The organism is Radiobacillus sp. PE A8.2, assembly GCF_045635475.1.
Lineage (GTDB): Bacteria > Bacillota > Bacilli > Bacillales > Amphibacillaceae > JBJGXI01.
The window spans coordinates 1-26,098 of the sequence record NZ_JBJGXI010000033.1 but is presented as its reverse complement, the minus strand read 5'-3'; the positions used below and the strand labels follow the sequence as shown (position 1 = coordinate 26,098).

39 protein-coding genes and 1 pseudogene are annotated in these 26,098 nt (G+C 38.3%); 35 read left to right on the top strand and 5 right to left on the bottom strand.

Going from position 1 to position 26,098, the window contains the following annotated elements:
• Positions 1-13 precede the first annotated feature (13 nt).
• The 27 genes and pseudogenes from rpsQ (at position 14) to rpsI (ending at position 15,207) form a co-directional block, all read left to right on the top strand.
• The gene (gene rpsQ / locus ACI6MV_RS16570) at positions 14-277 is read left to right on the top strand and encodes a 30S ribosomal protein S17 (RefSeq protein ID WP_407271437.1); all 264 of its coding nucleotides are present in this window, start codon (positions 14-16) and stop codon (positions 275-277) included.
• Between the two features lie 42 nt (positions 278-319).
• Positions 320-688: a 50S ribosomal protein L14 gene (gene rplN / locus ACI6MV_RS16565; protein ID WP_407271436.1), complete on the top strand. Its 369-nt coding sequence runs from the start codon at positions 320-322 to the stop codon at positions 686-688.
• Positions 689-739: 51 nt separating this feature from the next.
• Positions 740-1,051 carry a 50S ribosomal protein L24 gene (gene rplX / locus ACI6MV_RS16560; RefSeq protein ID WP_407271435.1) on the top strand — a complete coding sequence of 104 codons (312 nt, stop codon included), beginning with the start codon at positions 740-742 and terminating at the stop codon, positions 1,049-1,051.
• Between the two features lie 25 nt (positions 1,052-1,076).
• Positions 1,077-1,616 (top strand): 50S ribosomal protein L5, encoded by a 540-nt coding sequence (gene rplE, locus ACI6MV_RS16555; protein WP_407271434.1) that lies wholly within the window; start codon positions 1,077-1,079, stop codon positions 1,614-1,616.
• Positions 1,617-1,644: 28 nt separating this feature from the next.
• Positions 1,645-1,830, top strand: a complete 186-nt coding sequence (rpsN, locus tag ACI6MV_RS16550; RefSeq protein ID WP_407271433.1) for a 30S ribosomal protein S14 — start codon at positions 1,645-1,647, stop codon at positions 1,828-1,830.
• A gap of 29 nt (positions 1,831-1,859) precedes the next feature.
• Entirely contained in the window at positions 1,860-2,258 is a 399-nt protein-coding gene (gene rpsH, locus ACI6MV_RS16545) for a 30S ribosomal protein S8 (protein WP_407271432.1), read from the top strand.
• A 30-nt stretch (positions 2,259-2,288) separates the two neighbouring features.
• Complete coding sequence (gene rplF, locus ACI6MV_RS16540; RefSeq protein WP_407271431.1) at positions 2,289-2,825, top strand: 50S ribosomal protein L6; 537 nt, start codon at positions 2,289-2,291, stop codon at positions 2,823-2,825.
• A gap of 32 nt (positions 2,826-2,857) precedes the next feature.
• On the top strand, positions 2,858-3,220 hold the full coding sequence (gene rplR, locus ACI6MV_RS16535; RefSeq protein WP_407271430.1) for a 50S ribosomal protein L18: 363 nt from the start codon (positions 2,858-2,860) through the stop codon (positions 3,218-3,220).
• Between the two features lie 21 nt (positions 3,221-3,241).
• Positions 3,242-3,745 carry a 30S ribosomal protein S5 gene (gene rpsE / locus ACI6MV_RS16530; protein ID WP_407271429.1) on the top strand — a complete coding sequence of 168 codons (504 nt, stop codon included), beginning with the start codon at positions 3,242-3,244 and terminating at the stop codon, positions 3,743-3,745.
• 12 nt (positions 3,746-3,757) lie between these two features.
• Positions 3,758-3,940: a 50S ribosomal protein L30 gene (rpmD, locus tag ACI6MV_RS16525; protein WP_407271428.1), complete on the top strand. Its 183-nt coding sequence runs from the start codon at positions 3,758-3,760 to the stop codon at positions 3,938-3,940.
• 31 nt (positions 3,941-3,971) lie between these two features.
• Positions 3,972-4,409, top strand: coding sequence for a 50S ribosomal protein L15 (gene rplO / locus ACI6MV_RS16520; RefSeq protein WP_407271427.1), 438 nt, complete (start codon positions 3,972-3,974; stop codon positions 4,407-4,409).
• Positions 4,409-5,704: a preprotein translocase subunit SecY gene (secY, locus tag ACI6MV_RS16515; RefSeq protein ID WP_407271426.1), complete on the top strand. Its 1,296-nt coding sequence runs from the start codon at positions 4,409-4,411 to the stop codon at positions 5,702-5,704. The genes rplO and secY overlap by 1 nt, the downstream gene beginning before the upstream one ends.
• A gap of 44 nt (positions 5,705-5,748) precedes the next feature.
• On the top strand, positions 5,749-6,402 hold the full coding sequence (locus ACI6MV_RS16510) for an adenylate kinase (protein ID WP_407271425.1): 654 nt from the start codon (positions 5,749-5,751) through the stop codon (positions 6,400-6,402).
• A pseudogene (gene map / locus ACI6MV_RS16505) lies at positions 6,399-7,147 on the top strand (type I methionyl aminopeptidase). Before ACI6MV_RS16510 ends, map begins: the two are co-directional and overlap by 4 nt.
• Before the next feature lie 16 nt (positions 7,148-7,163).
• Positions 7,164-7,499, top strand: a complete 336-nt coding sequence (locus tag ACI6MV_RS16500; RefSeq protein WP_407271424.1) for an RNA-binding protein — start codon at positions 7,164-7,166, stop codon at positions 7,497-7,499.
• A complete protein-coding gene (gene infA, locus ACI6MV_RS16495) occupies positions 7,477-7,695 on the top strand; it encodes a translation initiation factor IF-1 (protein ID WP_407271423.1) in 219 nt (72 codons plus the stop codon). The genes ACI6MV_RS16500 and infA overlap by 23 nt, the downstream gene beginning before the upstream one ends.
• 35 nt (positions 7,696-7,730) lie before the next feature.
• A complete protein-coding gene (rpmJ, locus tag ACI6MV_RS16490) occupies positions 7,731-7,844 on the top strand; it encodes a 50S ribosomal protein L36 (RefSeq protein WP_003156543.1) in 114 nt (37 codons plus the stop codon).
• 24 nt (positions 7,845-7,868) lie between these two features.
• A complete protein-coding gene (gene rpsM, locus ACI6MV_RS16485; RefSeq protein ID WP_407271422.1) occupies positions 7,869-8,234 on the top strand; it encodes a 30S ribosomal protein S13 in 366 nt (121 codons plus the stop codon).
• 22 nt (positions 8,235-8,256) lie between these two features.
• The gene (gene rpsK, locus ACI6MV_RS16480; RefSeq protein WP_407271421.1) at positions 8,257-8,646 is read left to right on the top strand and encodes a 30S ribosomal protein S11; all 390 of its coding nucleotides are present in this window, start codon (positions 8,257-8,259) and stop codon (positions 8,644-8,646) included.
• A gap of 204 nt (positions 8,647-8,850) precedes the next feature.
• On the top strand, positions 8,851-9,795 hold the full coding sequence (locus ACI6MV_RS16475; RefSeq protein WP_407271420.1) for a DNA-directed RNA polymerase subunit alpha: 945 nt from the start codon (positions 8,851-8,853) through the stop codon (positions 9,793-9,795).
• A gap of 43 nt (positions 9,796-9,838) precedes the next feature.
• Positions 9,839-10,192: a 50S ribosomal protein L17 gene (rplQ, locus tag ACI6MV_RS16470; protein WP_407271419.1), complete on the top strand. Its 354-nt coding sequence runs from the start codon at positions 9,839-9,841 to the stop codon at positions 10,190-10,192.
• Between the two features lie 571 nt (positions 10,193-10,763).
• Positions 10,764-11,603, top strand: coding sequence for an energy-coupling factor ABC transporter ATP-binding protein (locus ACI6MV_RS16465; protein WP_407271418.1), 840 nt, complete (start codon positions 10,764-10,766; stop codon positions 11,601-11,603).
• The gene (locus ACI6MV_RS16460) at positions 11,579-12,445 is read left to right on the top strand and encodes an energy-coupling factor ABC transporter ATP-binding protein (protein ID WP_407271417.1); all 867 of its coding nucleotides are present in this window, start codon (positions 11,579-11,581) and stop codon (positions 12,443-12,445) included. Before ACI6MV_RS16465 ends, ACI6MV_RS16460 begins: the two co-directional genes overlap by 25 nt.
• On the top strand, positions 12,442-13,236 hold the full coding sequence (locus ACI6MV_RS16455; RefSeq protein ID WP_407271416.1) for an energy-coupling factor transporter transmembrane component T family protein: 795 nt from the start codon (positions 12,442-12,444) through the stop codon (positions 13,234-13,236). The genes ACI6MV_RS16460 and ACI6MV_RS16455 overlap by 4 nt, the downstream gene beginning before the upstream one ends.
• Before the next feature lie 16 nt (positions 13,237-13,252).
• The gene (gene truA / locus ACI6MV_RS16450) at positions 13,253-14,005 is read left to right on the top strand and encodes a tRNA pseudouridine(38-40) synthase TruA (RefSeq protein WP_407271415.1); all 753 of its coding nucleotides are present in this window, start codon (positions 13,253-13,255) and stop codon (positions 14,003-14,005) included.
• A gap of 351 nt (positions 14,006-14,356) precedes the next feature.
• Positions 14,357-14,794 carry a 50S ribosomal protein L13 gene (gene rplM / locus ACI6MV_RS16445; RefSeq protein WP_407271414.1) on the top strand — a complete coding sequence of 146 codons (438 nt, stop codon included), beginning with the start codon at positions 14,357-14,359 and terminating at the stop codon, positions 14,792-14,794.
• Positions 14,795-14,814: 20 nt separating this feature from the next.
• Positions 14,815-15,207, top strand: a complete 393-nt coding sequence (gene rpsI / locus ACI6MV_RS16440) for a 30S ribosomal protein S9 (protein ID WP_407271413.1) — start codon at positions 14,815-14,817, stop codon at positions 15,205-15,207.
• Positions 15,208-15,285: 78 nt separating this feature from the next.
• Here rpsI and ACI6MV_RS16435 read toward each other — a convergent pair whose 3' ends face one another.
• Positions 15,286-15,456, bottom strand: a complete 171-nt coding sequence (locus ACI6MV_RS16435; protein ID WP_407271412.1) for a tyrosine-type recombinase/integrase — start codon at positions 15,454-15,456, stop codon at positions 15,286-15,288.
• A 641-nt stretch (positions 15,457-16,097) separates the two neighbouring features.
• On the opposite strand from ACI6MV_RS16435, the gene ACI6MV_RS16430 reads away from it, so the two are divergent.
• Together ACI6MV_RS16430 and ACI6MV_RS16425 are read left to right on the top strand one after the other, a co-directional pair.
• On the top strand, positions 16,098-16,469 hold the full coding sequence (locus ACI6MV_RS16430) for a hypothetical protein (protein ID WP_407271411.1): 372 nt from the start codon (positions 16,098-16,100) through the stop codon (positions 16,467-16,469).
• 20 nt (positions 16,470-16,489) lie between these two features.
• Positions 16,490-16,972, top strand: a complete 483-nt coding sequence (locus ACI6MV_RS16425; RefSeq protein WP_407271410.1) for a helix-turn-helix domain-containing protein — start codon at positions 16,490-16,492, stop codon at positions 16,970-16,972.
• Positions 16,973-17,206: 234 nt separating this feature from the next.
• Here ACI6MV_RS16425 and ACI6MV_RS16420 read toward each other — a convergent pair whose 3' ends face one another.
• Complete coding sequence (locus ACI6MV_RS16420) at positions 17,207-17,602, bottom strand: type II toxin-antitoxin system RnlB family antitoxin (protein ID WP_407271409.1); 396 nt, start codon at positions 17,600-17,602, stop codon at positions 17,207-17,209.
• 77 nt (positions 17,603-17,679) lie between these two features.
• Entirely contained in the window at positions 17,680-19,146 is a 1,467-nt protein-coding gene (locus ACI6MV_RS16415) for a ribonuclease H1 domain-containing protein (RefSeq protein ID WP_407271408.1), read from the bottom strand.
• A gap of 416 nt (positions 19,147-19,562) precedes the next feature.
• On the opposite strand from ACI6MV_RS16415, the gene ACI6MV_RS16410 reads away from it, so the two are divergent.
• The 4 genes from ACI6MV_RS16410 to ACI6MV_RS16395 all read left to right on the top strand — a co-directional run bounded on the left by ACI6MV_RS16410 (position 19,563) and on the right by ACI6MV_RS16395 (position 22,822).
• Complete coding sequence (locus ACI6MV_RS16410; RefSeq protein ID WP_407271407.1) at positions 19,563-19,964, top strand: DUF4145 domain-containing protein; 402 nt, start codon at positions 19,563-19,565, stop codon at positions 19,962-19,964.
• Between the two features lie 330 nt (positions 19,965-20,294).
• Entirely contained in the window at positions 20,295-20,486 is a 192-nt protein-coding gene (locus tag ACI6MV_RS16405) for a hypothetical protein (RefSeq protein WP_407271406.1), read from the top strand.
• 473 nt (positions 20,487-20,959) lie between these two features.
• Positions 20,960-21,679, top strand: coding sequence for an N-acetylmuramoyl-L-alanine amidase CwlD (cwlD, locus tag ACI6MV_RS16400; protein ID WP_407271405.1), 720 nt, complete (start codon positions 20,960-20,962; stop codon positions 21,677-21,679).
• Between the two features lie 93 nt (positions 21,680-21,772).
• A complete protein-coding gene (locus ACI6MV_RS16395; protein WP_407271404.1) occupies positions 21,773-22,822 on the top strand; it encodes a P-loop NTPase in 1,050 nt (349 codons plus the stop codon).
• A 66-nt stretch (positions 22,823-22,888) separates the two neighbouring features.
• Here ACI6MV_RS16395 and gerD read toward each other — a convergent pair whose 3' ends face one another.
• Positions 22,889-23,563 carry a spore germination lipoprotein GerD gene (gerD, locus tag ACI6MV_RS16390; protein WP_407271403.1) on the bottom strand — a complete coding sequence of 225 codons (675 nt, stop codon included), beginning with the start codon at positions 23,561-23,563 and terminating at the stop codon, positions 22,889-22,891.
• Between the two features lie 167 nt (positions 23,564-23,730).
• Here gerD and ACI6MV_RS16385 point away from each other — a divergent pair, with 167 nt between their 5' ends.
• Positions 23,731-24,324, top strand: coding sequence for a KinB-signaling pathway activation protein (locus ACI6MV_RS16385; protein WP_407271402.1), 594 nt, complete (start codon positions 23,731-23,733; stop codon positions 24,322-24,324).
• A 274-nt stretch (positions 24,325-24,598) separates the two neighbouring features.
• On the opposite strand, the gene pdaB is transcribed toward ACI6MV_RS16385, so the two are convergent.
• On the bottom strand, positions 24,599-25,360 hold the full coding sequence (pdaB, locus tag ACI6MV_RS16380; protein WP_407271401.1) for a polysaccharide deacetylase family sporulation protein PdaB: 762 nt from the start codon (positions 25,358-25,360) through the stop codon (positions 24,599-24,601).
• A gap of 138 nt (positions 25,361-25,498) precedes the next feature.
• Between pdaB and ACI6MV_RS16375 the strand changes: the two genes are divergently transcribed.
• A complete protein-coding gene (locus ACI6MV_RS16375; RefSeq protein ID WP_407271400.1) occupies positions 25,499-25,720 on the top strand; it encodes a hypothetical protein in 222 nt (73 codons plus the stop codon).
• The last annotated feature ends 378 nt before the right edge of the window (positions 25,721-26,098 follow it).

The window sequence follows — 26,098 nt, the reverse complement described above, 5'->3', positions numbered from 1 at the left end:
AGGTTAGCCTCGAATGACTGAACGTAACAATCGTAAAGTTTATACTGGTCGTGTCGTTTCTGACAAAATGGATAAGACAATTACTGTACTAGTTGAAACATATAAATTCCATAAATTATATGGAAAACGTGTTAAGTATTCAAAGAAATTCAAATCACATGATGAAAACAATCAAGCTAAAACAGGTGATATTGTTCGCATTATGGAAACTCGTCCACTTTCATCAACTAAACGTTTCCGTTTAATTGAAGTGGTAGAAGAAGCGGTTATTATTTAATAAAGTTCGCTCGGAAGCATTCCGAAGGGAGGTTACTGCGATATGATTCAACAAGAGAGTCGGTTAAAAGTAGCAGACAATTCAGGAGCTCGTGAAGTATTAACGATCAAAGTTCTTGGAGGTTCAGGCCGCAAGACTGCTAATATTGGAGATGTAATTGTCTGCACGGTGAAACAAGCAACACCTGGAGGCGTTGTCAAAAAAGGTGAAGTTGTTAAAGCTGTTATTGTAAGAACAAAATCTGGTATGAGACGTAAAGATGGTTCTTACATTAAATTCGACGAAAACGCAGCGGTAATTATACGTGACGATAAAAGTCCACGAGGTACTCGTATCTTCGGACCAGTTGCACGTGAATTGCGTGATGCAAAATTTATGAAAATAGTTTCTCTTGCTCCAGAAGTACTTTAAGAGAGATGCGGATATAGATATTGATAGCCTTGTTAAGGAGGTGCGACAGGTATGCATGTAAAAAAAGGTGACAAAGTTAAGGTAATCTCTGGCAAGGATAAAGGTAAACTAGGTACAATCCTAGAATCTTATCCTAAAAAAGAACGTGTCTTAGTTGAAGGTGTTAACATAATTAAGAAACACGCGAAACCATCACAGGATAATCCTCAAGGTGGAATTCTTAGCCAAGAAGCACCTATTCATGTTTCAAATGTAATGCCGATAGATCCTAAATCGGGAGAACCAACTCGTGTCGGCTACGAAGTACGTAATGGCAAGAAAGTACGTATCGCTAAAAAATCAGGTGACACATTAGATAAATAAATAGCGATGAAAGGAGGGCTAACAGGTGAACGAATTGAAACAAAAATATCAAGATGATACAGTTTCATCTATGATTGAAAAATTCAATTATGACTCTGTAATGCAAGTACCAAAAGTAGATAAAATTGTTATTAATATGGGTGTTGGAGATGCTGTACAAAATACAAAATCATTAGATAAGGCAGTAGAAGAACTAGCACTAATTTCTGGGCAACAACCAATGGTAACTAGAGCTAAGAAATCAATCGCTGGTTTCCGTTTACGTGAAGGAATGCCGATCGGTGCAAAAGTAACCCTTCGTGGTGAACGTATGTATGAGTTCCTTCAAAAGCTAATCGCTGTATCACTTCCACGTGTGCGTGATTTCCGCGGGATCTCTAAAAAAGCTTTTGATGGTCGCGGCAACTACACTTTAGGTGTGAAAGAACAACTGATTTTCCCAGAAATCAACTACGACCAAGTCGATAAAGTACGCGGAATGGATATTGTCATCGTTACAACAGCTAACACTGATGAAGAAGCACGCGAACTTTTAACTCAGCTTGGCATGCCTTTCCAAAATTAAGCGGTAAGCTCAAGAAGGAGGGAAAATTGTGGCTAAAAAATCAATGATAGCGAAACAAAAGCGCACTGCTAAATTTAAAGTACAAGAGTATACACGTTGCGAACGTTGTGGACGTCCACACTCAGTATTACGTAAATTCAAACTTTGCCGTATTTGTTTCCGTGAACTTGCCTATAAAGGTCAAATTCCTGGTGTCAAAAAAGCAAGCTGGTAAACCCCGATTAGGGAAGGAGGTAATGAATAATGGTTATGACAGATCCAATCGCAGATATGCTTACTCGTATTCGTAACGCAAACATGGTCCGCCATGAGAAATTAGAACTTCCTGCATCAACACTTAAAAAAGAAATTGCAGATATTCTAAAGCGCGAGGGCTTTGTCCGCGATTATGAATTCGTTGAAGATAATAAACAAGGTGTTATACGCATTTTTCTTAAGTATGGTGCAAATGAAGAGCGTGTTATTACTGGGTTGAAGCGTATCAGTAAACCAGGTCTACGCGTTTATGCCAAAGCTGATGAAATTCCAAAAGTATTGAACGGACTTGGCATTGCAATTGTATCTACGTCTAAAGGCGTATTATCTGATAAAGAAGCACGTGAGCAAGCTATTGGCGGCGAAGTGCTAGCATATATTTGGTAATTTACAATACGAAGTTAGGAGGTGCAATGAATGTCTCGTATAGGTCTTAAATTGTTAGAAATCCCTGAAGGCGTCGAAGTTAAAATTGACGGCAGCACAATTACAGTTAAAGGTCCAAAAGGTGAACTTACTCGTACGTTCCATGAGGACATGAAAGTGAAAATTGAAGATAATATTCTTACAGTTGAGCGTCCAAGTGATAACAAACTACACCGTGCTTTACACGGAACAACTCGTAGCCTAATTGGTAACATGGTTGAAGGTGTCCATAAAGGATATGAGAAGGCATTAGAAATTCAAGGTGTCGGTTATCGTGCTACAAAGCAAGGAACGAAGGTTGTTATTAGTGCTGGATACTCACATCCGGTTGAAGTTGAGCAACGTGAAGGTATTGAAATTGATGTTCCTACAAACACGAAGCTTATCGTAAAAGGTATTGATAAAGAAGCAGTTGGTGCGGTAGCTGCTAATATTAGAGCCATTCGCCCACCTGAGCCTTATAAAGGAAAAGGTATTCGTTACGAAGGCGAATATGTACGTCGTAAAGAAGGTAAAACTGCTAAGTAAGGCAAGTTAGCAAGCAGAAAGGAGTGACCTAGATGATCACTAAACCAGATAAAAATTCGGTTCGTAGAAAAAGACATTTGCGTGTTCGCAAAAACCTATCCGGTACAGCAGAACGCCCACGTCTAAACGTATACCGTTCAAATAAACACATCTATGCACAATTAATTGATGATGTAAATGGCGTAACAGTCGCTAGCGCTTCTACTGTAGACAACGGTTTTGACGCAGGATCTACAGGTAATATTGAAGCAGCAGAAAAAGTTGGCGAACTTATTGCGACTCGTGCAACAGAAAATGGTTTTAAAAACGTGGTCTTTGACCGTGGCGGATATTTATATCACGGACGTGTTAAAGCATTAGCAGAGGCTGCTCGTAGGGCAGGTCTTGAATTTTAATTGTTAAAGGAGGGACATATATTGCTTACAAACATTGATCCGAATAAATTAGATCTTGAAGAACGCGTAGTAACGATCAATCGTGTAGCGAAAGTAGTTAAAGGTGGTCGTCGTTTCCGTTTTGCTGCTTTAGTAGTAGTTGGAGACAAGAATGGCCATGTAGGCTTTGGTACAGGTAAAGCACAAGAAGTACCAGACGCGATCAAAAAAGCAATTGATGATGCAAAGAAAAATCTCATTACAGTACCAATCGTTGGAACAACAATTCCACATGATGTTACGGGTGGATTTGGTGCAGGTAGCATCTTAATGAAACCAGCTGCAGAAGGTACTGGAGTAATCGCTGGTGGACCAGTTCGTGCGGTATTAGAGCTTGCAGGTGTAGGTGACATTTTATCTAAATCTTTAGGTTCAAATACACCAATTAACATGGTTCGTGCAACGATTAATGGTTTAAAAGAACTTAAGCGTGCCGAAGAAGTTGCTAAACTACGTGGAAAATCTGTAGAAGAACTGTTAGGATAAGGAGGGAAAGTTATGTCTAAAAAGTTAGAAATTACCCTCAAGCGCAGCGTTATTGGCAGATCAGAAGTGCAAAAGGCTACTGTCAAAACACTTGGATTAAATAAGATTCATCAATCAATCGTACGTGAAGATACGCCAGTCCTTCGTGGAATGATCAACAAAGTATCTCATTTAGTTACGGTTAAAGAAGTTTAAAAACTTATTAGCGCAAAGAGGAGGTGCTCGCATGAAACTTCATGAATTAAAACCATCACAAGCTAGAAAAGAACGTAACCGTGTAGGTCGCGGAATGTCTTCTGGTAATGGAAAAACTTCAGGGCGCGGTCACAAAGGACAAAAGTCTCGTTCGGGTGGAGGCGTTCGTCTAGGTTTCGAGGGTGGCCAAATGCCTTTATTCCAAAGACTTCCTAAACGTGGATTTACAAACATCCACCGTAAGGAGTTCGCAATCGTTAACCTAGAAACATTGAATCGTTTTGAAGATGGCACAGAAGTAACACCTGAATTGCTACTTGAAACAGGTGTTGTAAGCAAGCTGAAAGCAGGTATTAAAGTACTTGGTAATGGTGTACTAGAGAAAAAAATAACTGTCAAAGCTCACAAGTTCTCAGCTTCTGCTAAAGAAGCTATAGAAGCAGCGGGCGGTCAAACTGAGGTGATTTAATGTTTCGTACAATCTCCAATTTTATGCGCGTGGCAGACATTCGATCAAAGATCATCTTTACACTTTTAATGTTAATCGTATTTCGACTTGGTACATTTATTCCAGTACCATTTACAGATAGAAATACAATTGACTTTATGAACGAGCAAAGTGTTTTCGGATTCCTGAATACATTCGGGGGCGGAGCACTAAAAAACTTCTCCATTTTCGCAATGGGGATTATGCCTTACATTACAGCATCTATCATTATGCAGTTATTGCAAATGGACGTTGTACCTAAGTTCACTGAATGGAAGAAACAAGGTGAAGTAGGCCGAAAAAAATTAGCTCAGTTTACCCGCTATGGAACGATTGTTCTTGCTTTTATTCAGGCAATTGCAATGTCGATCGGGTTTAACGCAATGACTGGTGGTCAGTTGATTGCAAACCCAGGTCCAGGTAAATTTTTTGTAATAGCAATTGTGTTAACTAGTGGAACGGCATTTTTAATGTGGCTTGGTGAGCAGATCACGAGTCATGGTGTTGGAAATGGTATTTCCATTCTTATCTTTGCTGGTATCACTGCAGCAATCCCGGGTGGCGTTAACACATTATATGCACAGTACTTCGGTGAAAATGTTGGTGATGAATTATTCTTAAACATTATCATTGTAGCGCTTATTGTATTAGTTATACTAGCAGTTATTGTGGGAGTTATCTTTATTCAAGAAGCTCTACGTAAAATACCTGTTCAATATGCTAAAAGATTAGTAAATCGATCACCTGTTGGTGGTCAATCTACACACTTACCTTTAAAAGTTAATGCAGCAGGGGTTATTCCGGTAATCTTCGCGATTTCATTTATAGTTGCACCAAGAACGATCGCTAGTTTCTTTGAAAATAGCACGTTCGCATCAACTATTGCTAACATTTTTGACTATACACAACCAATTGGTATGGTTATTTACGTAGCATTGATTATCGCATTTACCTACTTCTACACTTTTGTTCAAGTTAACCCTGAACAAATGGCAGAAAACTTGAAGAAGCAGGGTGGATATGTACCTGGGATTCGTCCTGGTAAAAACACAGAAACGTATTTAACGCGTGTTATGTATCGCCTAACATTTGTAGGCTCTATCTTCTTAGCAGCTGTTTCTGTATTACCAATTGCGCTTGGTGCGGCAGCAGGATTACCGCAATCCATTCAAATTGGTGGAACAAGTCTGTTGATCGTCGTAGGGGTTGCATTAACAACAATGAAACAATTAGAAAGTCAGTTAGTAAAACGTCACTATAAAGGTTTTATAAAATAACCTAGGCGACTTAATGTTATGGAATTGAGAGCGAGGGGAATTCGGTGAATTTAATCCTTATGGGTTTGCCTGGAGCTGGTAAAGGCACACAGGCAGAAAAGATTGTAGAAGAATATAAGATCCCTCATATCTCTACTGGAGATATGTTCCGTTCAGCAATGAAAGAAGGAACAGAACTCGGAATGAAAGCTAAAGGATTTATGGATCAAGGAGCGCTTGTTCCGGATGAAGTAACGATAGGCATTGTGAAAGAACGTTTGAGCAAAAGTGATTGTAATAAGGGATTCCTATTAGATGGATTCCCAAGAACAATCGCTCAAGCAGAAGCGCTAGAGCAATTGCTTGCCGATATGAATCAACCATTAGATTTTGTACTTCATATCGATGTTCCTCAAGACCAATTATTGGAGCGTTTAACAGGTCGGAGAATTTGTCCGTCGTGTGGAGCTACGTATCATGTAGTCTTTAATCCTCCAAAGCAAGAAGGGATTTGCGACAAAGATGGTGCGTCACTCATTCAGCGTGATGATGATACAGCAGAAACCGTGCAAAAACGATTAGAAGTTAACATAGAGCAGTTACAACCGTTACTAAATTTCTATCAAGAAAAAGGCTATCTTGAAACGATTAATGGTAATCGAGATATAAACGAAGTATTTCAAGATATAAACAGTAAACTTGGAGAATTATCTAAATGATTTATTGCAAATCACCACGTGAACTGAATGGATGCGATGGACGTGCAAAATCGTTGCTTTAACGCATGAGAAGTTAAAACCTCTCATCCAACCCGGAATAACAACCAGAGAATTGGATACAATTGCTGAAAGTTTCATTCGCAGCATGGATGCAATTCCATCATTTAAAGGGTATAATGGGTTTCGTGGTAGTATTTGTACCTCTGTTAATGAACAATTAGTTCATGGTATTCCTGGAGACAGGGTGCTTAATAACGGAGATATTATTAGTATTGATATAGGTGCTGCATTGCACTCCTATCATGGAGATTCTGTTTGGACCTATCCTGTCGGTACAATAGATAAGCAAACAAAAAGTTTGTTAGAGGTTACAAAGACTAGCTTGTTTAAAGGTATTGATGAGGCAAAGCCAGGTGTCCGCCTTTCAAATATATCGCATGCCATTCAAAACTATGAGGAACCATTTGGGTTTCGTATCGTATGAGAATACGCGGGTCACGGTGCAGGGAAAAAACTACATGGGGATCCCAATATTCCAAGTTACGGTCTACCTAATAAAGGTCCGCATTTGAAACTAGGCATGGTCCTAGCCGTTGAACCAATGGTGATCGCAGGGGCACGCTTTGTAAAAAAACTTCCCGCAGATAATTGGACGGTTGTCACCCATGATGGTAAAATGTGTGCTCATTTTGAACATACTATTGCTGTAACAGAAGAAGGTTTTGAAGTATTAACAATAGCCTAAGTGAAGGTGAATGTAGTTGAAGGATTCAGAGTCGAGGCCTCGAATAGGTCAAGTTGTTCGTATCTTACAAGGACGTGAGGCAGGACAGTTTGCGATTGTCATTCAAACAATAGATGATCGTTTTGTTATGCTTGCGGATGGAGAAAAGAGAAAATATGACAGACCTAAAAAGAAAAACATGAGTCATATTGAACCAATAGATTATATTTCTCCTGAAGTCCAAAACAGCCTTCTAGAAAGTGGTCGTGTAACAAATGGTAAGCTGCGTTTTGCTATATCAAAGTTTGTCAATGAGTATTTGACTGATTTTAAGAAGGGAGATCAACTCGATGGCGAAAGACGATGCAATTGAAGTAGAAGGTACCGTTAAAGATACGTTACCGAATGCAATGTTTAAAGTAGAACTTGAGAATGGTCACACCGTTTTAGCACATGTGTCAGGAAAGATTCGTATGCACTTCATTCGAATCCTACCTGGAGACAAGGTTACGGTTGAACTTTCTCCGTATGATTTGACTAGAGGGCGTATTACGTACCGTTACAAATAAATGATAAGCTCCGATATAATAAGGAGGTATGGATGATGAAGGTAAGACCATCTGTAAAACCTATATGCGAAAAATGTAAAGTTATTCGACGCAAAGGAAAAGTTATGGTAATTTGTGAAAATCCTAAACACAAACAAAAACAAGGATAATAAAGAAGGAGGTGCACGACGCTAATGGCACGTATTGCAGGTATTGATATTCCTCGTGAAAAGCGCGTGGTTATTTCTTTAACATATGTTTACGGAATCGGTAAATCTACCGCTATCCAAGTATTAAAAGAAGCAGGCGTTTCTGAAAATACACGTGTTCGTGATTTAACAGAAGATGAATTAGCAAATATTCGTCTTGCAGTTGAAAAACACGCTGTTGAAGGTGATCTTCGCCGTGAAGTTTCACTAAACATTAAACGTCTAATTGAAATTGGATCTTATCGTGGTCTTCGTCACCGTCGTGGTTTACCAGTTCGTGGACAGAATACGAAGAACAACTCTCGTACTCGTAAAGGTCCACGTAAAACGATGGCTAACAAGAAAAAATAATTAAAAAGGAGGTAACTCTTACATGGCTCGTAGAACTAATACACGTAAACGTCGTGTCAAAAAGAATATTGACACGGGTATAGCACATATCCGTTCAACTTTTAACAATACGATTGTAACGATTACGGATGTTCAAGGAAATGTAATTAGCTGGAGTAGTGCAGGTGCACTAGGATTTAGAGGTTCTCGTAAATCAACTCCATTCGCTGCACAAATGGCAGCAGAAGCTGCAGGCAAAAGTGCTCAAGAGAATGGCATGAAGACTTTAGAGGTTACTGTTAAAGGTCCAGGAGCTGGACGTGAAGCAGCAATTCGTTCACTTCAAGCTGCAGGTCTTGAAGTAACTGCTATTCGTGATGTAACACCAGTTCCTCACAATGGTTGCCGCCCGCCAAAACGTCGTCGTGTTTAATTAAACCGTACGTATATAATTTGTCACCCTGTCTATAATGGGTTATGATAGCTAAAAAGCAAGCCCCAGAAGCAATTGCAGTTTGACAGAAAAATGTACGAAATTGCTAAATGCAGAAACGGGAACTGCCTACATGAGGAATTTCGGTTAGACGAAGATAATGTCTAGCCGGGGTTTCGACGTTTTGAAGGAGGGTTTTATTTAATGATCGAAATTGAGAAACCAAAGATTGAAACGGTTGAAATTAGCGATGATGCTACTTTCGGAAAGTTCGTCGTAGAACCACTTGAACGCGGATATGGTACTACTCTAGGTAACTCCTTGCGTCGTATCCTATTATCCTCACTCCCTGGTGCTGCTGTAACATCAGTGCAAATTGATGGTGCGCTTCACGAATTCTCCACGATTGAAGGAGTCGTTGAAGATGTAACCACAATTATATTAAACCTAAAGAAACTGGCTCTAAAGATTTATTCTGAAGAAGTAAAAACTTTAGAAATTGATGTGCAAGGTGATGGGATCGTTACTGCTGCTGACATTACGTATGATAGTGATGTTGAAGTATTAAACCCTGACCTTCATATTGCAACTTTAGGTAGTAATGCACATTTGCATATGAGAATTACAGCGGAACGTGGTAGAGGATACCGTCCAGCTGAAGTAAACAATCATGACGATCAACCAATCGGTGTTATACCTGTGGACTCCATCTTTACTCCTGTTTCCCGTGTGACCTATCAAGTGGAAAACACCCGTGTCGGGCAAATTACTAACTTTGATAAACTTACACTGGATGTATGGACTGATGGAAGTATTAGACCAGAGGAAGCTGTTTCTTTAGGTGCGAAAATATATACAGAGCACTTGAACATCTTCGTTGGTTTGACTGATGAAGCACAGAATGCTGAGATTATGATAGAAAAAGAAGAAGATCAAAAAGAAAAGGTTCTTGAAATGACTATTGAAGAACTAGATCTTTCTGTTCGTTCTTATAACTGTTTAAAGCGTGCGGGTATTAATACCGTACAAGAGTTAGCGCATAAGTCTGAAGAAGATATGATGAAAGTACGTAACCTTGGTCGTAAGTCTCTTGAAGAAGTAAGACATAAACTTGATGAGCTTGGGTTAGGTTTGCGTAAAGACGATTGATTTAGACACCTTAAGATATTCCGAAATAAGGGAGGGATAATCCATGGCTAGAAAATTAGGTCGTACAACAGATCAACGTATGGCACTTCTACGTAACCTTGCCACTGATTTGATTATTCATGAACGATTAGAAACAACAGAGGCTAAAGCGAAAGAGCTTCGTTCTGTAGTAGATAAAATGATTACATTAGGTAAACGCGGTGATCTGCATGCCCGTCGTCAAGCTGCAGCATTTCTTTATAATGTAGAAGCTAATGAAAATGAATATGCAGTACAAAAGTTATTTTCTGATATTGCTGCACGCTACGATGAGCGTCAAGGCGGCTACACACGAGTTCTTAAATTAGGACCACGTCGCGGTGATGGTGCGGAAATGGCGATCATTGAATTAGTTTAAGTAGATATGAATGGCTTGAAGGGCAGGACAGAGTCTCTTACATGAGGTGAATCCAAGCCCTTTTTTGTTATTCAAAAATGTTAACTTTTTTGCTAGATAAGATAGGTGTATAATTCTTACAAGTTTCTAGCTCCGAGCGCCAGAAACTAGGCGACTTCGCGAATCGACTTACGATAAGTCATCATCGATTCAAGTTTTATCGAAGGTCGACTAAAGGCGGACTTGTCGTCCAACGTCGACATACCCCCTATGCGGGGGCATGATTCCTTTATCTCAGTCGATTCGCTCCAGTCGCTACGTTTCTAGCGGCGCTCTGCGCTTTTCAAGTGTCAAGCTCCGGGCGCCAGAAACTGCGCAACTTCACGAATCGCCCTACGATAAGTCATCATCGATTCAAGTTTTATCGAAGGTCGACTAAAGGCGGACTTTTCGTCCAACGTCGACATACCCCCTATGCGGGGGCATGATTCCTTTATCTCAGTCGATTCGCTCCAGTTGCTACGTTTCTGAGCGGCGCTCTGCGCTTTTCTTATTACCCAGGTAATAAATTTGGTTTTTTTGAGGTGTTAGCTTGGTTACATCAATGATTGAATTTAAGAATGTTTCCTATCGGTATGATGAAGAAGGTCCGTGGGTGTTGGACGATGTTAGCTTTCAGATTAGTGCAAGTGAATGGGTAGCTATTATTGGTCATAACGGATCTGGAAAATCTACCATCGCGAAATTAATAAATGGCTTAATCCTTCCACACCAGGGGCAAATTATCGTTAATAGTATACCTGTCAATGAAGACACGATTTGGGATGTGCGAAGAACCGTGGGAATGGTTTTTCAGAATCCGGAAAATCAATTTGTCGGTACTACTGTCCGTGACGACGTTGCATTTGGGTTAGAGAACCGTGGTATTCCACGAGAAGAAATGATCAAACGTATAGACGAGAGTTTAGCCACAGTTGCGATGAAAGATTATATGATGCACGAGCCGCATCGACTTTCAGGTGGCCAGAAGCAAAGGGTAGCGATTGCTGGAGTTTTAGCTATATCTCCAGAAACGATGATTCTAGATGAAGCAACCGCAATGTTAGACCCTAAAGGCCGAAATGAAATCATGACAACCATACATAATTTAAGACAACAGGGAAATATCTCTCTTGTATCTATCACACATGATTTGAATGAGGTAACACATGCCGACAAGGTTATTGTCTTGAATCAGGGGAAGATATGGATGGAAACATCGCCTCGTGAAGTCTTTGCAAAAAGAGATAGGCTACTAGAAATTGGCTTGGATACTCCTTTTATAGCGCAGCTAGCTAGTGAATTATCTAGTCAAGGGGTTAACATCTCAAAACAACCACTAAATCATGAGGAGTTATTAGAGGAGCTATGGACATTACATTCAACGATGTGACATACATATACCAACCAAAGACGCCTTTTGAACATACAGCAATTCAACAATTATCGTTTACGATTCCATCTGGCTCCTTTGTGGCAATCGTTGGTCATACAGGTTCGGGAAAATCAACAGTCATTCAGCATTTGAATGGTTTGATCCGGCCAACTAAAGGAGAAGTTGTGATTGGTAATTTCAGACTGTCAGCAGATAAGAAACAAAAAGCAATAAAAGAATTAAGGAAACGCGTCGGAGTTGTTTTTCAATATCCAGAGCACCAATTATTTGAAGAAACGGTTGCAAAAGATATTGGTTTTGGACCGAAGAACTTTGGTGTCAGTGAGAGAGAGGTTGAGAGGCGTGTTTATGAAACAGCTGAGGCTGTAAATATTTCACGTGATCTGTTGCAACGATCTCCATTTGATTTAAGTGGCGGTCAAATGCGTCGTGTTGCTATTGCTGGAGTATTGGCAATGAACCCAGAAGTTCTCGTTTTAGATGAACCAACGGCAAGCCTTGACCCAAAAGGACAGAAACAAATGATGGATATGTTTTATCAACTTCATCGAGAGAAACAACTGACAACTGTACTAGTAACGCATAGTATGGAAGATGCACTCCAATACGCAGACCATGTCATCATATTAGACCATGGTACGAAATATATGGAAGGCAAACCGAATGAAGTGCTTGTAAAGCAAGAACAATTAAAGAAGGTTCAATTAGATGTCCCTGAGATTATTGCTTTCTTACAAAAACTTGAGCGACTGTTTGGTGTAAGTCTCCCATACAATGGTCAAACAATAGAGGAATTAGCAAGTGATGTGGCCCTATTAGTGAGGGGGAAACAAGCATGACACAAATTATTATTGGACAATTTGTCCCGGGAAATAGTATGATCCATCGTTTAGACCCAAGAACGAAAATGATTATTATCTTCCTGTTTGTCATCATTGTATTTCTTGCTAATTCGGTGTGGAGCTATGGATTGTTAAGCTTATTCGCAGTTTGCAGTGCGTTATCAACGCGCATACGCCTCCCGTTCATTGCCAGGGGCTTAACACCTGTCTGGTTTCTGATTCTATTTACATTTATCCTGCACCTGTTTGTAACGAGAGAAGGAGAGATTTTGTTTCGGGTGTTATCATTTCCTATATACTCCGAAGCAGTGACGCAAGGTTTTTCTATTGCTCTACGTTTTTTTCTATTAATTTTAGTAACAACCTTACTCACATTAACAACGACCCCAATAGAAATAACAGATGCGATTGAAAATTTATTGCACCCGCTTAAGCGAATAAAATTTCCAGTTCATGAACTGGCATTAATGATGTCTATATCCTTGCGATTTATTCCAACGTTAATGCAAGAAACAGAGAAAATTTCAAAAGCACAAGCATCTCGAGGTGTAGATTTTAAGACGGGGCCGCTTAAAGACCGGATTAATGCTGTTGTCCCATTACTTGTCCCGTTATTTGTCAGTGCATTCAAACGGGCAGAAGAACTAGCGATGGCTATGGAGGCAAGAGGGTATCAAGGTGGAGAAGGCAGAACAAAGCTACGTGAGCTTAAACTTCAAACAATCGACTTTTGTATGTTTGGTCTTTTCGCTATCGTCATAGTAGCGTTATTCTACACTCGTGCATAAAGGTGGATGAATCAAATTGCAACGAATCAAATGTGTGATTAGTTATGATGGCAAAGCGTTCTCAGGCTATCAAGTACAACCAAATGGTAGAACCGTACAAGAAGCGTTTGAACAAGCCCTTAGCAAAATGCATAAAGGTAGCTCTATTCGTGTTACAGCATCCGGAAGAACCGATGCTGGTGTACATGCCCAGGGACAAGTGTTGCACTTTGACACAAATTTAACGATTCCAGATGAAAATTGGCAGCGAGCATTAAACGCACTTCTACCAGAAGATATCTTTGTTAGGTATGCTGAAGAAGTAGCTGCCGATTTTCATGCCCGCTATGATGTTGTAGAAAAGGAATATCGTTATGTCATTTTAGCATCTGCGCAGCCTATTTTATTTGAGCGGCATTATTCTTATCATGTTAGTAAACCTATCGATGTAGAAGCGATTCAAGCGGCTTGTAAGCTCGTTGAAGGGAAACATGACTTTACATCCTTCTGTGCTACCAAAACGGGTGTGAAGGGTGATAAAACCCGAACCATCTATCAAGCAATGTGCTGGAAGGAAGCTGACAAACTAATATTTTCATTTAGAGGTAGTGGATTTTTATATAACATGGTCCGTATATTAGTAGGAACCCTTCTTGATGTTGGATATAAGAAAAATCTACCATCTGATATAGTGAAAATAATAGATGCAAAGGATCGTGGTGCTGCTGGAAAAACAGCGCCACCGCAAGGATTGTTTTTGTGGAATGTTGTCTATCGAGATAGACAATGAGCAGTATAGTGATCGTTATTTGGGCATTAAATTTGCTATAAAAAATAAAAAATGTTAAAAACAACGGATCCGAGCGTTACATTTTATTGACAAAGTATAGGTAACTGTTATATTATGATCTATGGCATTTTATTTTCTAAACCACGAATTAGCCCCGGAAAGTTAGCTCGTGTTAGAAGTAAAAGAAAGTTTAAGAAGCGTTGATCTAGTCAGTGCAAAAATGAATCACATTGGGAGAGCGCCAACAGGCACTCCAATCACGATGAACATTATAGGAACTACTATGGTAGTAGTTGCAGGTCGTATACATTTGGATTATGGATAGTTTTAATTTTAGGAGGGTAACTAATCATGCGTACAACTTTCATGGCGAATGAAAATAATATCGAGCGCAATTGGCTCGTTGTAGATGCTGAAGGAAAAACGTTAGGTCGTTTATCCAGTGAAGTAGCATCATTACTTCGCGGTAAGCATAAAGCAACATACACACCGCATGCAGACACTGGTGATCACGTAATCATCGTAAATGCAGAGAAAATCGAATTAACAGGTAAAAAATTAACAGACAAAAAGTACTACCGTCACTCACAACACCCAGGTGGTCTTAAAGAACGTACTGCTCTAGAAATGCGTACAAAATACCCAGAGCAAATGCTTGAATTAACTGTAAAAGGGATGCTTCCAAAAGGTCCATTAGGCCGTAAGATGGCTAAGAAATTACACGTATTCAGAGGCGCTGAACATACGCACCAAGCACAAAAACCAGAAGTTTACGAACTTCGCGGATAATTAAAAGGAGGTAATGAATCTTGGCACAAGTACAATACTACGGAACCGGACGCCGTAAAAGTTCAACTGCTCGTGTACGTTTAGTACCAGGTACTGGACGTATTACTGTAAACAAACGTGATGCGGAAGACTATTTCCCATATGAAACACTTCGTATGGTAATTAAGCAGCCGCTTGCTGCAACTGAAACTGAAGGTAGCTATGATGTATTAGTAACTGTAGAAGGTGGAGGTTTCACTGGTCAAGCTGGTGCAATCCGTCACGGAGTTGCTCGTGCATTATTAGAAGCGGATCCAGAATACCGCGCGACACTTAAGCGTGCTGGTTATCTAACTCGTGATGCTCGCATGAAAGAACGTAAGAAATACGGTCTTAAAGGCGCTCGTCGTGCACCACAGTTCTCAAAACGTTAATATATCTACGTTTCAAAGGCTCTTTTCACTTTGTGGAAAGGGTCTTTTTTATGCAAGAAAATGACTTGTGACCACATATTAAAGCTCAATGTACCTTTGAAATTTCTCTGCTGTCTTCTCTTTTAAGGTGTCTGTCACCTTTGTATAGATGTTCATCGTCATTTGTATATCGGAGTGTCCTAGCCGCTCCTGTAATTCTTTAATACTTGCTCCTGCTTCAAATAATAGGGAAGCATGTGTATGGCGCAACCCATGAATAGTAATTCTGTGAAGGTTGGTGTTTTTAAATTACAATATCGACCTTGTCATTTGGATAAGCTAAGCGGAGCGGTGTACCGTCATCCCATGTAAAAACCATCTTATTAACATCTGAACTATTACTATTAGCTAAAGCCGCTTCTATTTGTCGTATACGCCACTTTTTGAGTAAAGATAGGGTTTTACTGTCTAAACTGATTAAACGCTTAGACTCTTTCGTTTTAGGAAAGAGCGTTATTCACGACAGGAGGTATGGCAAGGAACGAAAGGGCGATTTAAAACCACCGATAGATATGACATGGCAATTAATGAGCTGGAAGTAAGAAACTACATTAAAAAGGTTGAACGTAATACTACGTGAAGAGGGCGAAAAAGTTATGATTTATTAAATCCTATACCTGCAAACCCTACTATTCCTATAAATGCCCCAAACGTTGATAAATCAAGGAATACGAGTAATCGGAAAAAGAATCCTACTAATAACCTACAATTCCTAGAATTAAATAAAGGTAACGAACAAATGAATTCTAGGAATACTAGGATTAATTAGGAAATGCAATCCCACTATTTTAACCCGAATGATGACAAGGCTTTAGCTAATTCTAGGAATAGTAGGGATGACTTTCTAGGCTATGAAAATAAAAACAATGATGGTAGCGAGCTTATATAAAATGGAATTCGAAAAAATTATGAATGCGGCAAGTCTGGCGGGTTGTGATCTATTGGCAGAGGGAGAGCATATCCGAATAACCAACAGTAAGTACTTACCCGCTTCCATTAAGGAAAAGATAAAAGAGAATAAACCCCTTTTCCTAGAATTTCTGAATAGAGATACACAAGCCAAACAAGTGGGCTTTATGATTGGTATTTCCGGTGAAGTGTATGCCCGCTCTTTAAGTAAAAGTAGGATCGTCTATATAGAACGGATCGGTGCCACATTTGAATATTTTCTCTTAAAGGTAAAAAGCTATTTTGATTATTTTGAACGAAAAGAGATGTTTTAAAAATGAAAGGTGTGATTTAAATGCCAAAAGCTACAAAGGTCTACAAAAGGGAACAAGGATTAACCACAGCGCAATTACATGCTATTGATTTATTAGTTACCGGAAAAACAGATCGCGAAGTTGCTGATATAATTGGTGTTAATAGAGTAACTGTAACTAAATGGAGAAATTATGACGTATATTTTCAGACAGAACTAAACAAAGGAAGGAAAGAAATTTTGGGGGCATCAATAGATAGAATAAGAGCATTAGTCCCAAAAGCGATGGAAAGGTTAGAAAAAGAGGTGAAGGGTGAACATGGTTGGAAAGTTGCTTTAGAAGTAATCAAGTTAGCCGGAATTGAAAATAAATATATTAGAGAAATAGGACATGATGAAGCTGATGAAATTTTAACCGAATTAGCAAAAAAGAAGATGAATCAGGAATTATTTTCTATGACTAGTGATTATTCAAAGAAACAAATATTAGAGGAATATAGAGGTAAATCAGAAGCGGAAATATAGCACTGCTGTAAGAGAAAATTTCCCTAAAAGAAAACTTTAACTTTGTCACTCCATATAATAGTTAGAAGTGTAGACAATGTGCTAGATAATTTAATAGCCAATATGAATACTGTTAGATGTAAACCAAAACAGGTCCGAAATAAGGACACTAAGACAACCGTAAAGCACACTGGCACGGCTGTCTTAGTAGTTTTATAGAAAATTGATTCTTCAATTAGAAAGACAAAAATGGTTTTAAATTGATAAACCATGTAATAAAAGTTTTTTTTGACTGCTGTTAAGGATAGAATTCTCAACAATTTCGGGATAATTTCTAAAAACCGAATTGCTTAAAATCCTTAGAGGATCTTTTCGATCGAGTTCTAGTATTGTTCCTTTATAATCATTAATAGCTCCATCAATAACTTTATATACAACAAAACGGTCTTTAGAGTTACCAACATGAAGCATTCTATCAAGAACTATATTACCTGAAAAATCAACAACGAAAACTTTTTCAGTTTTTAACCAATGACTAGGAGCAGTGTGAGACTTTAAAACAAGTAAATATAAAAAGTCTGAGGTTGATTCCAATGGAATTACATCAAAATGTTCTGTTGAAGAAACAGGATTTTCTTGAAGAGCCATCATGTTAATACCCCCTTCCTAGTTTTTATAAACTAAACTATCCAAATATACACTAATTGAATTGAAAAGTAAAACAATAACTAAAAAATAATGTAGTATTCGTCTAGCAAAGTGCAACCTTCTAATATGGTATCTCTAGCTTCTTCAATTGAGCTTAAAACTCGAGTATCTTCAGATTCCTCATCCCAATGGAAGAGGGTATGTCTATTTTTATGATAGAAGTTGTAAAGTTTATTTATAAATGCTACTTTTCTCTCGTCAGCAAATTTATCCGCATGCGCTGTTGGGAGCAAGAAATTATCATCAGCACCTGGATCGAAAAAGCCAAAATTGTTTTTTCCATTGGAAGTTACTGTATTAAGCCCGATTGACTTGAAAATCACATGTAAATAGTAATCAATTGCTCTTAAAATGGGCATTGGTAAGTCGGAATAGTCATATCTTACACCAGAAATGGTTAAATTATACACTGCTTGCTTTAAAGACATATCAAGTTTATTAGACGTATGTCTATAATTAGGAAGCACTTCATTAAATCGATCCTCTACGATTTGAGGATTAATTGTAACCATATTGAATGCATTTAAGGTTTCAACAACATCATCTTCAGTTTCACATAGTTGAAGTAATAATGTTAAGGTATATTGCATAAATGGTGAGTCTTTGCCTTGAACTACAGTTCTTCCGGTGTCGTAACAGTTAATTACTACCCTATAATCATCAGATCTAAGCGTAAAATTGATACATCCCTGTCTTTCAGTATTGGTATCCAATGCAAAATTAGGATTTTCAGATTGGATTAAATCAAAAATTAATTCTAGTTCTTCTCGATCAATTCCGTAAATAGTTATACCACCATCTTTATTTGAACGAATTCCTTTTTGTAAGAGGGCACCTTTAGCTAATTTGTCTGCTATTTCGTTAAAATTAATGCCGGAATGAGCTTTTACCTTATTAAAAGTTACGGTAATCCCCGAGGAAGCATTGTCATATAAGGTTACATAATCTTTCGAAATATTTTTTTTAGCAGCCCAGTCTCTCTTAGCCCATTTTTCAATTCCTTCATAATCATAAGAAATAATAACATGTTCGTAACCGGATTCTTTAGCCCAGTTAATAGCATCAATACATGCAAACACTTCACCCGGCACCTGACGTGATTCAATATATCTTTCATCGTTATCAGAAAATGATTTCTTCTTCACTACGTCATTTTCTTTAACAGCAACCCAACCTGAACCATAAATTGGAGGGCTGTCTGAATACGACCCATCAACATAGATTTCTATACTATTATGCTTATCCGTGTTGGAAAATTCAGAAGTTTGTGTTGGGGGGGTATGTATTTCTTCTTTCTCGCTGACTCTATGTACTTCGTTTAAAACAGACTTACTGTTATTATTATCGAAGAAATTTTGAGCTTCTTTACTAGTTTTAAACGATTTATAGATAGCTCCAGAAAAACCTTTAACTTGTTCTTCTGTTTCAGCCCAAGTCATATAAATACCCGGTTTTCGACCTGCTTTAACTGCATAAAATTTACTCAACAATACAACTCCCTTTCTTCCTTATAATAACACTCAATTTCGACAAAAATAAAAAAAATCCTTCTTATTATATTATATTATGAAATCATCAACAATCAGGTGCTTTCCTTGAATAAGGAAAATTTTTCATTTTCTAAGGGTAGGGGTAATGAATTACTTAAGGAATGTTAAGAAATGGGTTTTTAGGTGAAAGTTGGTACATTGTCAACTTTTTTCTAAGTTAATAATAATACTTGGGTCAAACTTATGGCTCTTTTCACTTACGTAGAAGGGCTCTTTATTATTTTCAATTTATTCTTTCATTTTAGGATGATACTTCTTAGATGAGTAAGGTTACACACCTTGATATTAAGTGGGCTATTCTCCTGTTTCTGTTATTGGTTATAATAGGTATATAGATATCTAGGATGTAAAACATGGGTGCAAGTAATTTTTATTTTCTTTCTAATAAATGGGATATCCTTGCGAACTTAGGGGAGACCGTAGAAAAAAACGTTTTTATAGATCCAAACACTATCTTGATGAAACTTCGTGTATTTGCAGAGACGTTAACGAAATATGTATTAGCTTATGAAGAAATAAAGGAAACATATGAAACAAAACAAACGGATAGGATTCGTGCACTCCGTAGAGAGGGTCTTATCTCACAAGAATTAGAGGATTTCCTCGAGAAGATACGGAAAAAAGTCAATAAAGCCATGCATGAAGGACATGGTACCCAAATAGAGGCTCAGGCTCTCTTGCATATGGCTCATCGCCTTGCTGTATTGCTTATGCAGGTTTATGGTGATTGGGATTTTAAAGAACCTGAATATTAGGAACCAGTTCCTGTTCAAACAATAGATGAACAAGAACTTCGGAGGTTACCCTCTATATATGATGAAAAGGTAGCGAAGCTGGAGAGTGAACTAGAAAAATTTCGCCAAGAGCAACTATACATATCTGACAAAGATAAACTGAAAAGAAAAAGAGGATTTGCTGATTATGCTTTGTTTGTTGGTTTAGAGTTCGTAGAAATTATTGAAGCAAAAAGATTGAGGAAGAATATCCTTTTTGATATCGAACAAGTGAAAAATTACGCTCGACTCGTTGAAAAATAGGGTAATGAAATCATTAACCAACCATATGGAGATTACTTTATTCCCTTTTTGTTCGCAACGAATGGACGACCTTACTTAAAGCAATTTGAAGATAGGTCTGGCATTTGGTTTTTAGATGCAAAAAAACCTACAAATCATCCTGGTCCACTTAAAGCGTGGTATTCATCACGAGGATTGAAAGAATTGTTAAGGAAGGACATTGATGAAGCCATTGTAGAGGCAGGTATGAACTTTATGTAATATCTGAAGGCACTTAAGTTAGCTCAGAGAAATAACCGAATTGAGCGGCCACCATAGCACTTATTTACCGATAACAACCATAGAAACAACAATACCAGTCAAATAAGTGCGTTGGTGGCCGCTCAATTCTAACGACGCCTCTTTTTCACAGTTAAATGCTATGGTGACCGTTAATGGTTCATCGTCCTCGCAGCACGTTCCCGTTCCTCTTGTGGCATACGATCTGGGTTAGAAACCTTGAGAGTTGAGAGCGTCTGTTTAGCACTAAGCCGGAGTCTAGATATCTTATGCAACAATAATAATCTCTTAGATAACAGCTTATCAGAAATAGCTAAATCACAGTATTCATCAGTAATGTTCTTTTCAGTTGAATATAAAAGGATTGTTTTTTTCGATTGATCAGTTTTCAGTCATAAACGAAACCCTTGTCCCATATATTTGAACACAGGATCAACATATGGGAGGAAATACGGATGAATCGGTCAGTTAAAATCATAAGTTGGGTACTAGGTGCAGTATTATTAATTATTCTTGTTCAATATCCAATTCAAAAAACGACAAATTCATGGGAATCGTGGTCATTACCGTTATCAGGAACAGTCATTGTACTAGACCCTGGACATGGAGGAGTAGACGGTGGTGCAGTTGGTGCAGATGATACCCTAGAAAAAGATATAACAATAAAAGTTGCAATGTTATTACAGGATTATCTTCAGCAATCAGGTGCCCTTGTTTATTTGACAAGAGAAGAGGATAAAGACCTTGCTGCAGAAGATACAAAAGGTCTAGCTAGACGTAAGGCAGAAGATATTAAAAATAGGGTGGAATTTATAAAGGGTAAAAATGCTGATTTTTTTGCAAGTATCCACCTCAATGCGATACCGGATTCGCAGTGGAATGGTGCACAAAGCTTTTATTACCCTTCGTTAGAAAAAAGTGAACACTTAGCTAAATTAATACAAGCTGAAATAATTAGAAATTTGGAGAACACGACAAGAGAGGCACTTCCAATAAACAATATGTATCTATTGAAGCACGCGGAAACGCCAGGAGCTCTAGTTGAAATAGGCTTTCTATCTAATGCACATGAACGTGAATTATTGAAAACAGAAGCATATCAACAAAAGATAGCAGCAAGTATCTACGAAGGAATGCTACGTTATGTCACAGAAGAAGTCGAAGAATCGGATTAATTATTTTGCCCATCCTAAATTCATATTACTTAGTATAATAATGAGATATGTTATACTTACATTAAGTATGTCGAATAAGGATGGTGACTAATTGTGTTAACTGAAGAACAAGTGATCGAACTATTGCATCCACTAAAAGATCCATTTTTACATAAAACACTAGAGGAAACTGGTGGGATTGAAGAAATACAGATTAAGCCTGATAAGAAACATGTTAGTGTTAAACTTGCAATTGCCAAACTTAACACAGGAGAACAAATGCAACTGCAACAAGAAATAGTTAACGTTTTAAAACGTGGCGGTGCTGTAACTGTCGGATTGCGCTTTAATCAACTTGCGGATGAAGTGATTGCGAAGTACCAACCCGCTTCCGAAGAAAAAGCGTCATTACTTAGCGGAGATGTTGATACAAAGTTTATCTCTGTTGCTAGTGGGAAGGGTGGCGTTGGTAAATCTACTGTCACAGTAAATTTAGCCGTTGCTCTAGCTCGTTTAGGAAAGCGCGTAGGGATTATCGATGCAGACATCTATGGATTCAGTGTTCCTGATATGATGGGTGTAGAGAACCGTCCATCTTTAAAGGGAAATCGAATTGTTCCGGTAGAACGGTTTGGTGTTAAAATTATTTCCATGGGCTTCTTTGTAGAAGATAACTCACCAGTCATATGGCGTGGCCCTAGACTAGGTAAAATGTTAACGAGCTTTTTTAAAGAGGTGGAGTGGGGAGATTTAGATTATTTATTACTAGACCTACCTCCAGGTACAGGAGATATTGCATTAGATGTGCATAACATACTACCTACTTCAAAAGAAATAATCGTTACAACGCCACACCCAACGGCTGCATTTGTAGCTGCAAGAGCAGGACAAATGGCATTGAAGACAGACCATGAGATTCTAGGAGTAGTAGAGAACATGTCCTACTTCCAGAGTCGCCTCACTAACGAAAAAGAATATGTTTTCGGTAAAGGTGGCGGTGATAAACTTGCCGATGCACTGCAAACGGAAGTAATTGGTCGCCTGTCCTTACAGCAACCATATGAAGAAGAAGATGTATTTGCGCCTTCTGTATACCAAGAAGATCATCCAAATGGACAAGAATATCGCAAGATCGCTGCTAAGGTTATTTCTAAAATTGAATAAAGAAAAATGCCCTCCAACTTGGAGGGCATTTTTGCTATGGAGGATAAATCACGGTGCAGCATAGTTTTAACTACCACCGCCACCGCTTTCACCCTCACTACCACCTTCACTACCTTCACCGCCACTTTCACCGCTGCCACCTTCAGCCCCTGATTCAGATTGACCACCTTCTTGACTTTGGCCACCAGACTGCTTCATTTCTTCAGCCGCTTTAATAATTATTTCACTCATTTTTGCTTTAAAAAGTGGTGTATTCATTGTTTCTTGAATTGTCTGTTCTAAATGTTGTCGAAATTGTTGGCTTTTTAATACCGTTAACGTTTGTTCTTGCATTTCTGGGTTTTGTAATATTTCCAGTAATTTTTTTTGATATTCAGAATCACTCATCAAATCCTTCATCAGCTGTTCTTGCTGCGTTTGAATTGTTTTTGCAAATGCTTCGACAAATGTTGGGTCTTCGAACATTTTAGACCAATATTCTTTACCTTGGTCTGATGTTAAGGTACTTTGTACAGCATCTTTTACTAATTTTGATTCAATCACGAAGGTCTTTTGCATTTCCTCATCGGATAACACTTCCGTAATTGCTTTTTTTCCCTCATCAGTTTTCAATATATCGGCAACCATTTTCTTGGTTGTTTCGTAATTGGCTTCTTCTCCCCCTCCAGAACCTCCGCCTGTACAAGCGCTAAGAAGGAAGAAGGAGAGACAAATGAATGCAAATGGAATTATTCGATACAAAGTAGATACAACTCCTTTCATTTGCGATTCTTACTTTTAATATGGTAAATGGAGCAAAAAATATGTACGAAGAAGGAAAAAAGGAATTATTCGTGATAAAATACGTAAGACAAGTTGAGGGATAAATGGGAGGATTCATTGTGGTAAAAAGTCGAAATATAGTCCGAATGTTTTTTAGAACCTTGTTTCTAGGTGCTATTTCTGCAATTATAACAAGCTTTTTTGTTAAAACTGATTCTTATACGGAATATTTGCAACCAATTAACTACTTTCAATTGTTAGGTATTGTGCTTTTTATCATTGGGCTAGGTCTTGTATTTAGTTTAATTAGTCAAATGGGTTTCTTTGCCTATCTAACGATCAACCAGTTTGGTCTGGGAATGTTTCGTGGATTTTGGACTCCGATACAACTATTGTTAATAGTCGTAGCCTTATTTGATTTAGTGTACTTTAGACACCGCGCTGCAGATGTTGAGCATTCAATTGTAGGATATCTCTTAGTTGCAGTTGCATTATTTGTGTACAGTTGGATTGTTGCCGGAATAAAAGCAAAGCAAACAAATAATAAAGCTTTCGTTCCTGCTCTATTTTTTATGGTTGTGGTAACGTCTATTGAATGGGTTCCAGGTCTCCGCACAGATGGAAATGACTATGTTTGGATGATGATTATCTGTTTACTTGTGTGTAACACTTACCAATTACTACTGTTGCATCGGATTACTGAAAAAAGACCTGTTACAAACGAAGACGCGAAAAAGTAAAAAGACAAGGGATCCTCATCGTGAAGGGATCCCTTGTCTTTTAATAGATAAGAAAATATAAAATTCGGGGATGTGTCTAGCTCCCTGCGCCAGAAACTAGGTGACTTCCCGAATCGCCTTACGATAAGTCATCATTGATTCAAGTGTTATCGAAGGTCGACTAAAAGCGGACTTGCCGTCCAACGTCGACATACCCCCTATGCGGGGGCATGATTCCTTTATCTTAGTCGACTCGCTCCAATCGCTACGTTTCTAAGCGGCACTCTGCGCTTTTCTATTCAATCATTTCAGATTTTGCTTCTGCACGTGATATTAATTCAGAAATAGTAACATAATCAAAACCCTTGCTTTTTAATCCTGGTAAAATGCTAGTTAAAGCTTGTGGTGTTTGCTTAACCGAATCAGATGCATGAAGAAGTATGATATCCCCCTTGGATGTTTTGTTCATCACGTGGTCAATAATTTTTTGCTCTCCTGGATTTTCCCAGTCGTTCGGGTTAACATTCCATTGCACGACAGTAAATCCTAGTGATTCTGCTAATTTTAACACCTCTGCATTAAAGTGCCCGCTAGGTGTTCGTAATAGCGTCGTATCAGGATAACCGAGTTTGCGAAAAATCTCTCTAGCGTAGAGCAGGTCTTTCCGAACTTGTTCAATGTCTTGTTTCACATAACTTTTATAACGGTATCCCATCATTCCCAGTTCATGTTCATTTTCTTTTATTTTGTCTACTAGCTCAGGATGCCGCTCTGCCCATTCCCCATTAACAAAAAAAGTAGCCTTGACTTTGTGCTCACTTAGTTGTTCAAGGATTGGTTCTAATTTCTCATTTCCCCAACTTATATTAAAGGTAAGTGCAATATTGGGATCATTTTCATTCCCTTTACTAAGTGCGGCTGGCTTGTCCTGTGTGGAAAAGACAGAAAAAGAACTTTCGGTCTCTACCCAAATGAAAATAGCAGTAAAAAGTGCGGCTACGAGGATAGTCAACCATGTTTTCCAATGCTTAGCTTTAACTGTATAAAAATGCTGCATGCTTCCCCTCCTTTAAAAGGACTTGCTATATTTTATGTTTTGAATTAGCCAATATGACCAAATGAATTGTTTTTTGCTACTCATAAAAGGTTAGGAATATGGACAAGATAGGTAATACTTTTCTATAGAGGTGATATAATGCTAGGCATGTTAGTAAACGAGGCCGAACAAAAAGAAATAGAATATCTAATTAAACGAGAACTAGAAGAACTACTATTAGACTTAGAAGATAAGCGCATTGATCAATTGGTTAAACATGCTATGACAGAAAGGTACAAAATGCTTTTTCAGTTGTTTCGAAGAGTAGCAAGTGATAAAGAATGTTTGAAATACATACCGAAACGTTTAAAAAATCAATAGTTGTGTAAAAGAAAATTTAGTTCGTAGTATATCTGTTAATTTAAAAGTTGAAGGAGAAAATATGCAAATTTATTAATCATCCGCTACTGAGGTGACAGACAGGAGCGGATAGATGGGGGATTAACGAGCGGTGATGTGCTGCAAAGGGAAGCAATTATTCAGTTTATATCTTACTGGAAGTTATTAACTCCTTATATATTGGAGTTTTTTTTCATTTAAACTATTGCTAAAGCGTATGCTATATGCTATATTATTTTTTGTTGTCAGTTAAAAGATACGAAACGGCGTCACACAGGATTATGAAAACATAAAAAAAGTGTTGACACAAAATATCAACCATGATATATTATATTTCGTCGTCAAAAACGACAGCATCGA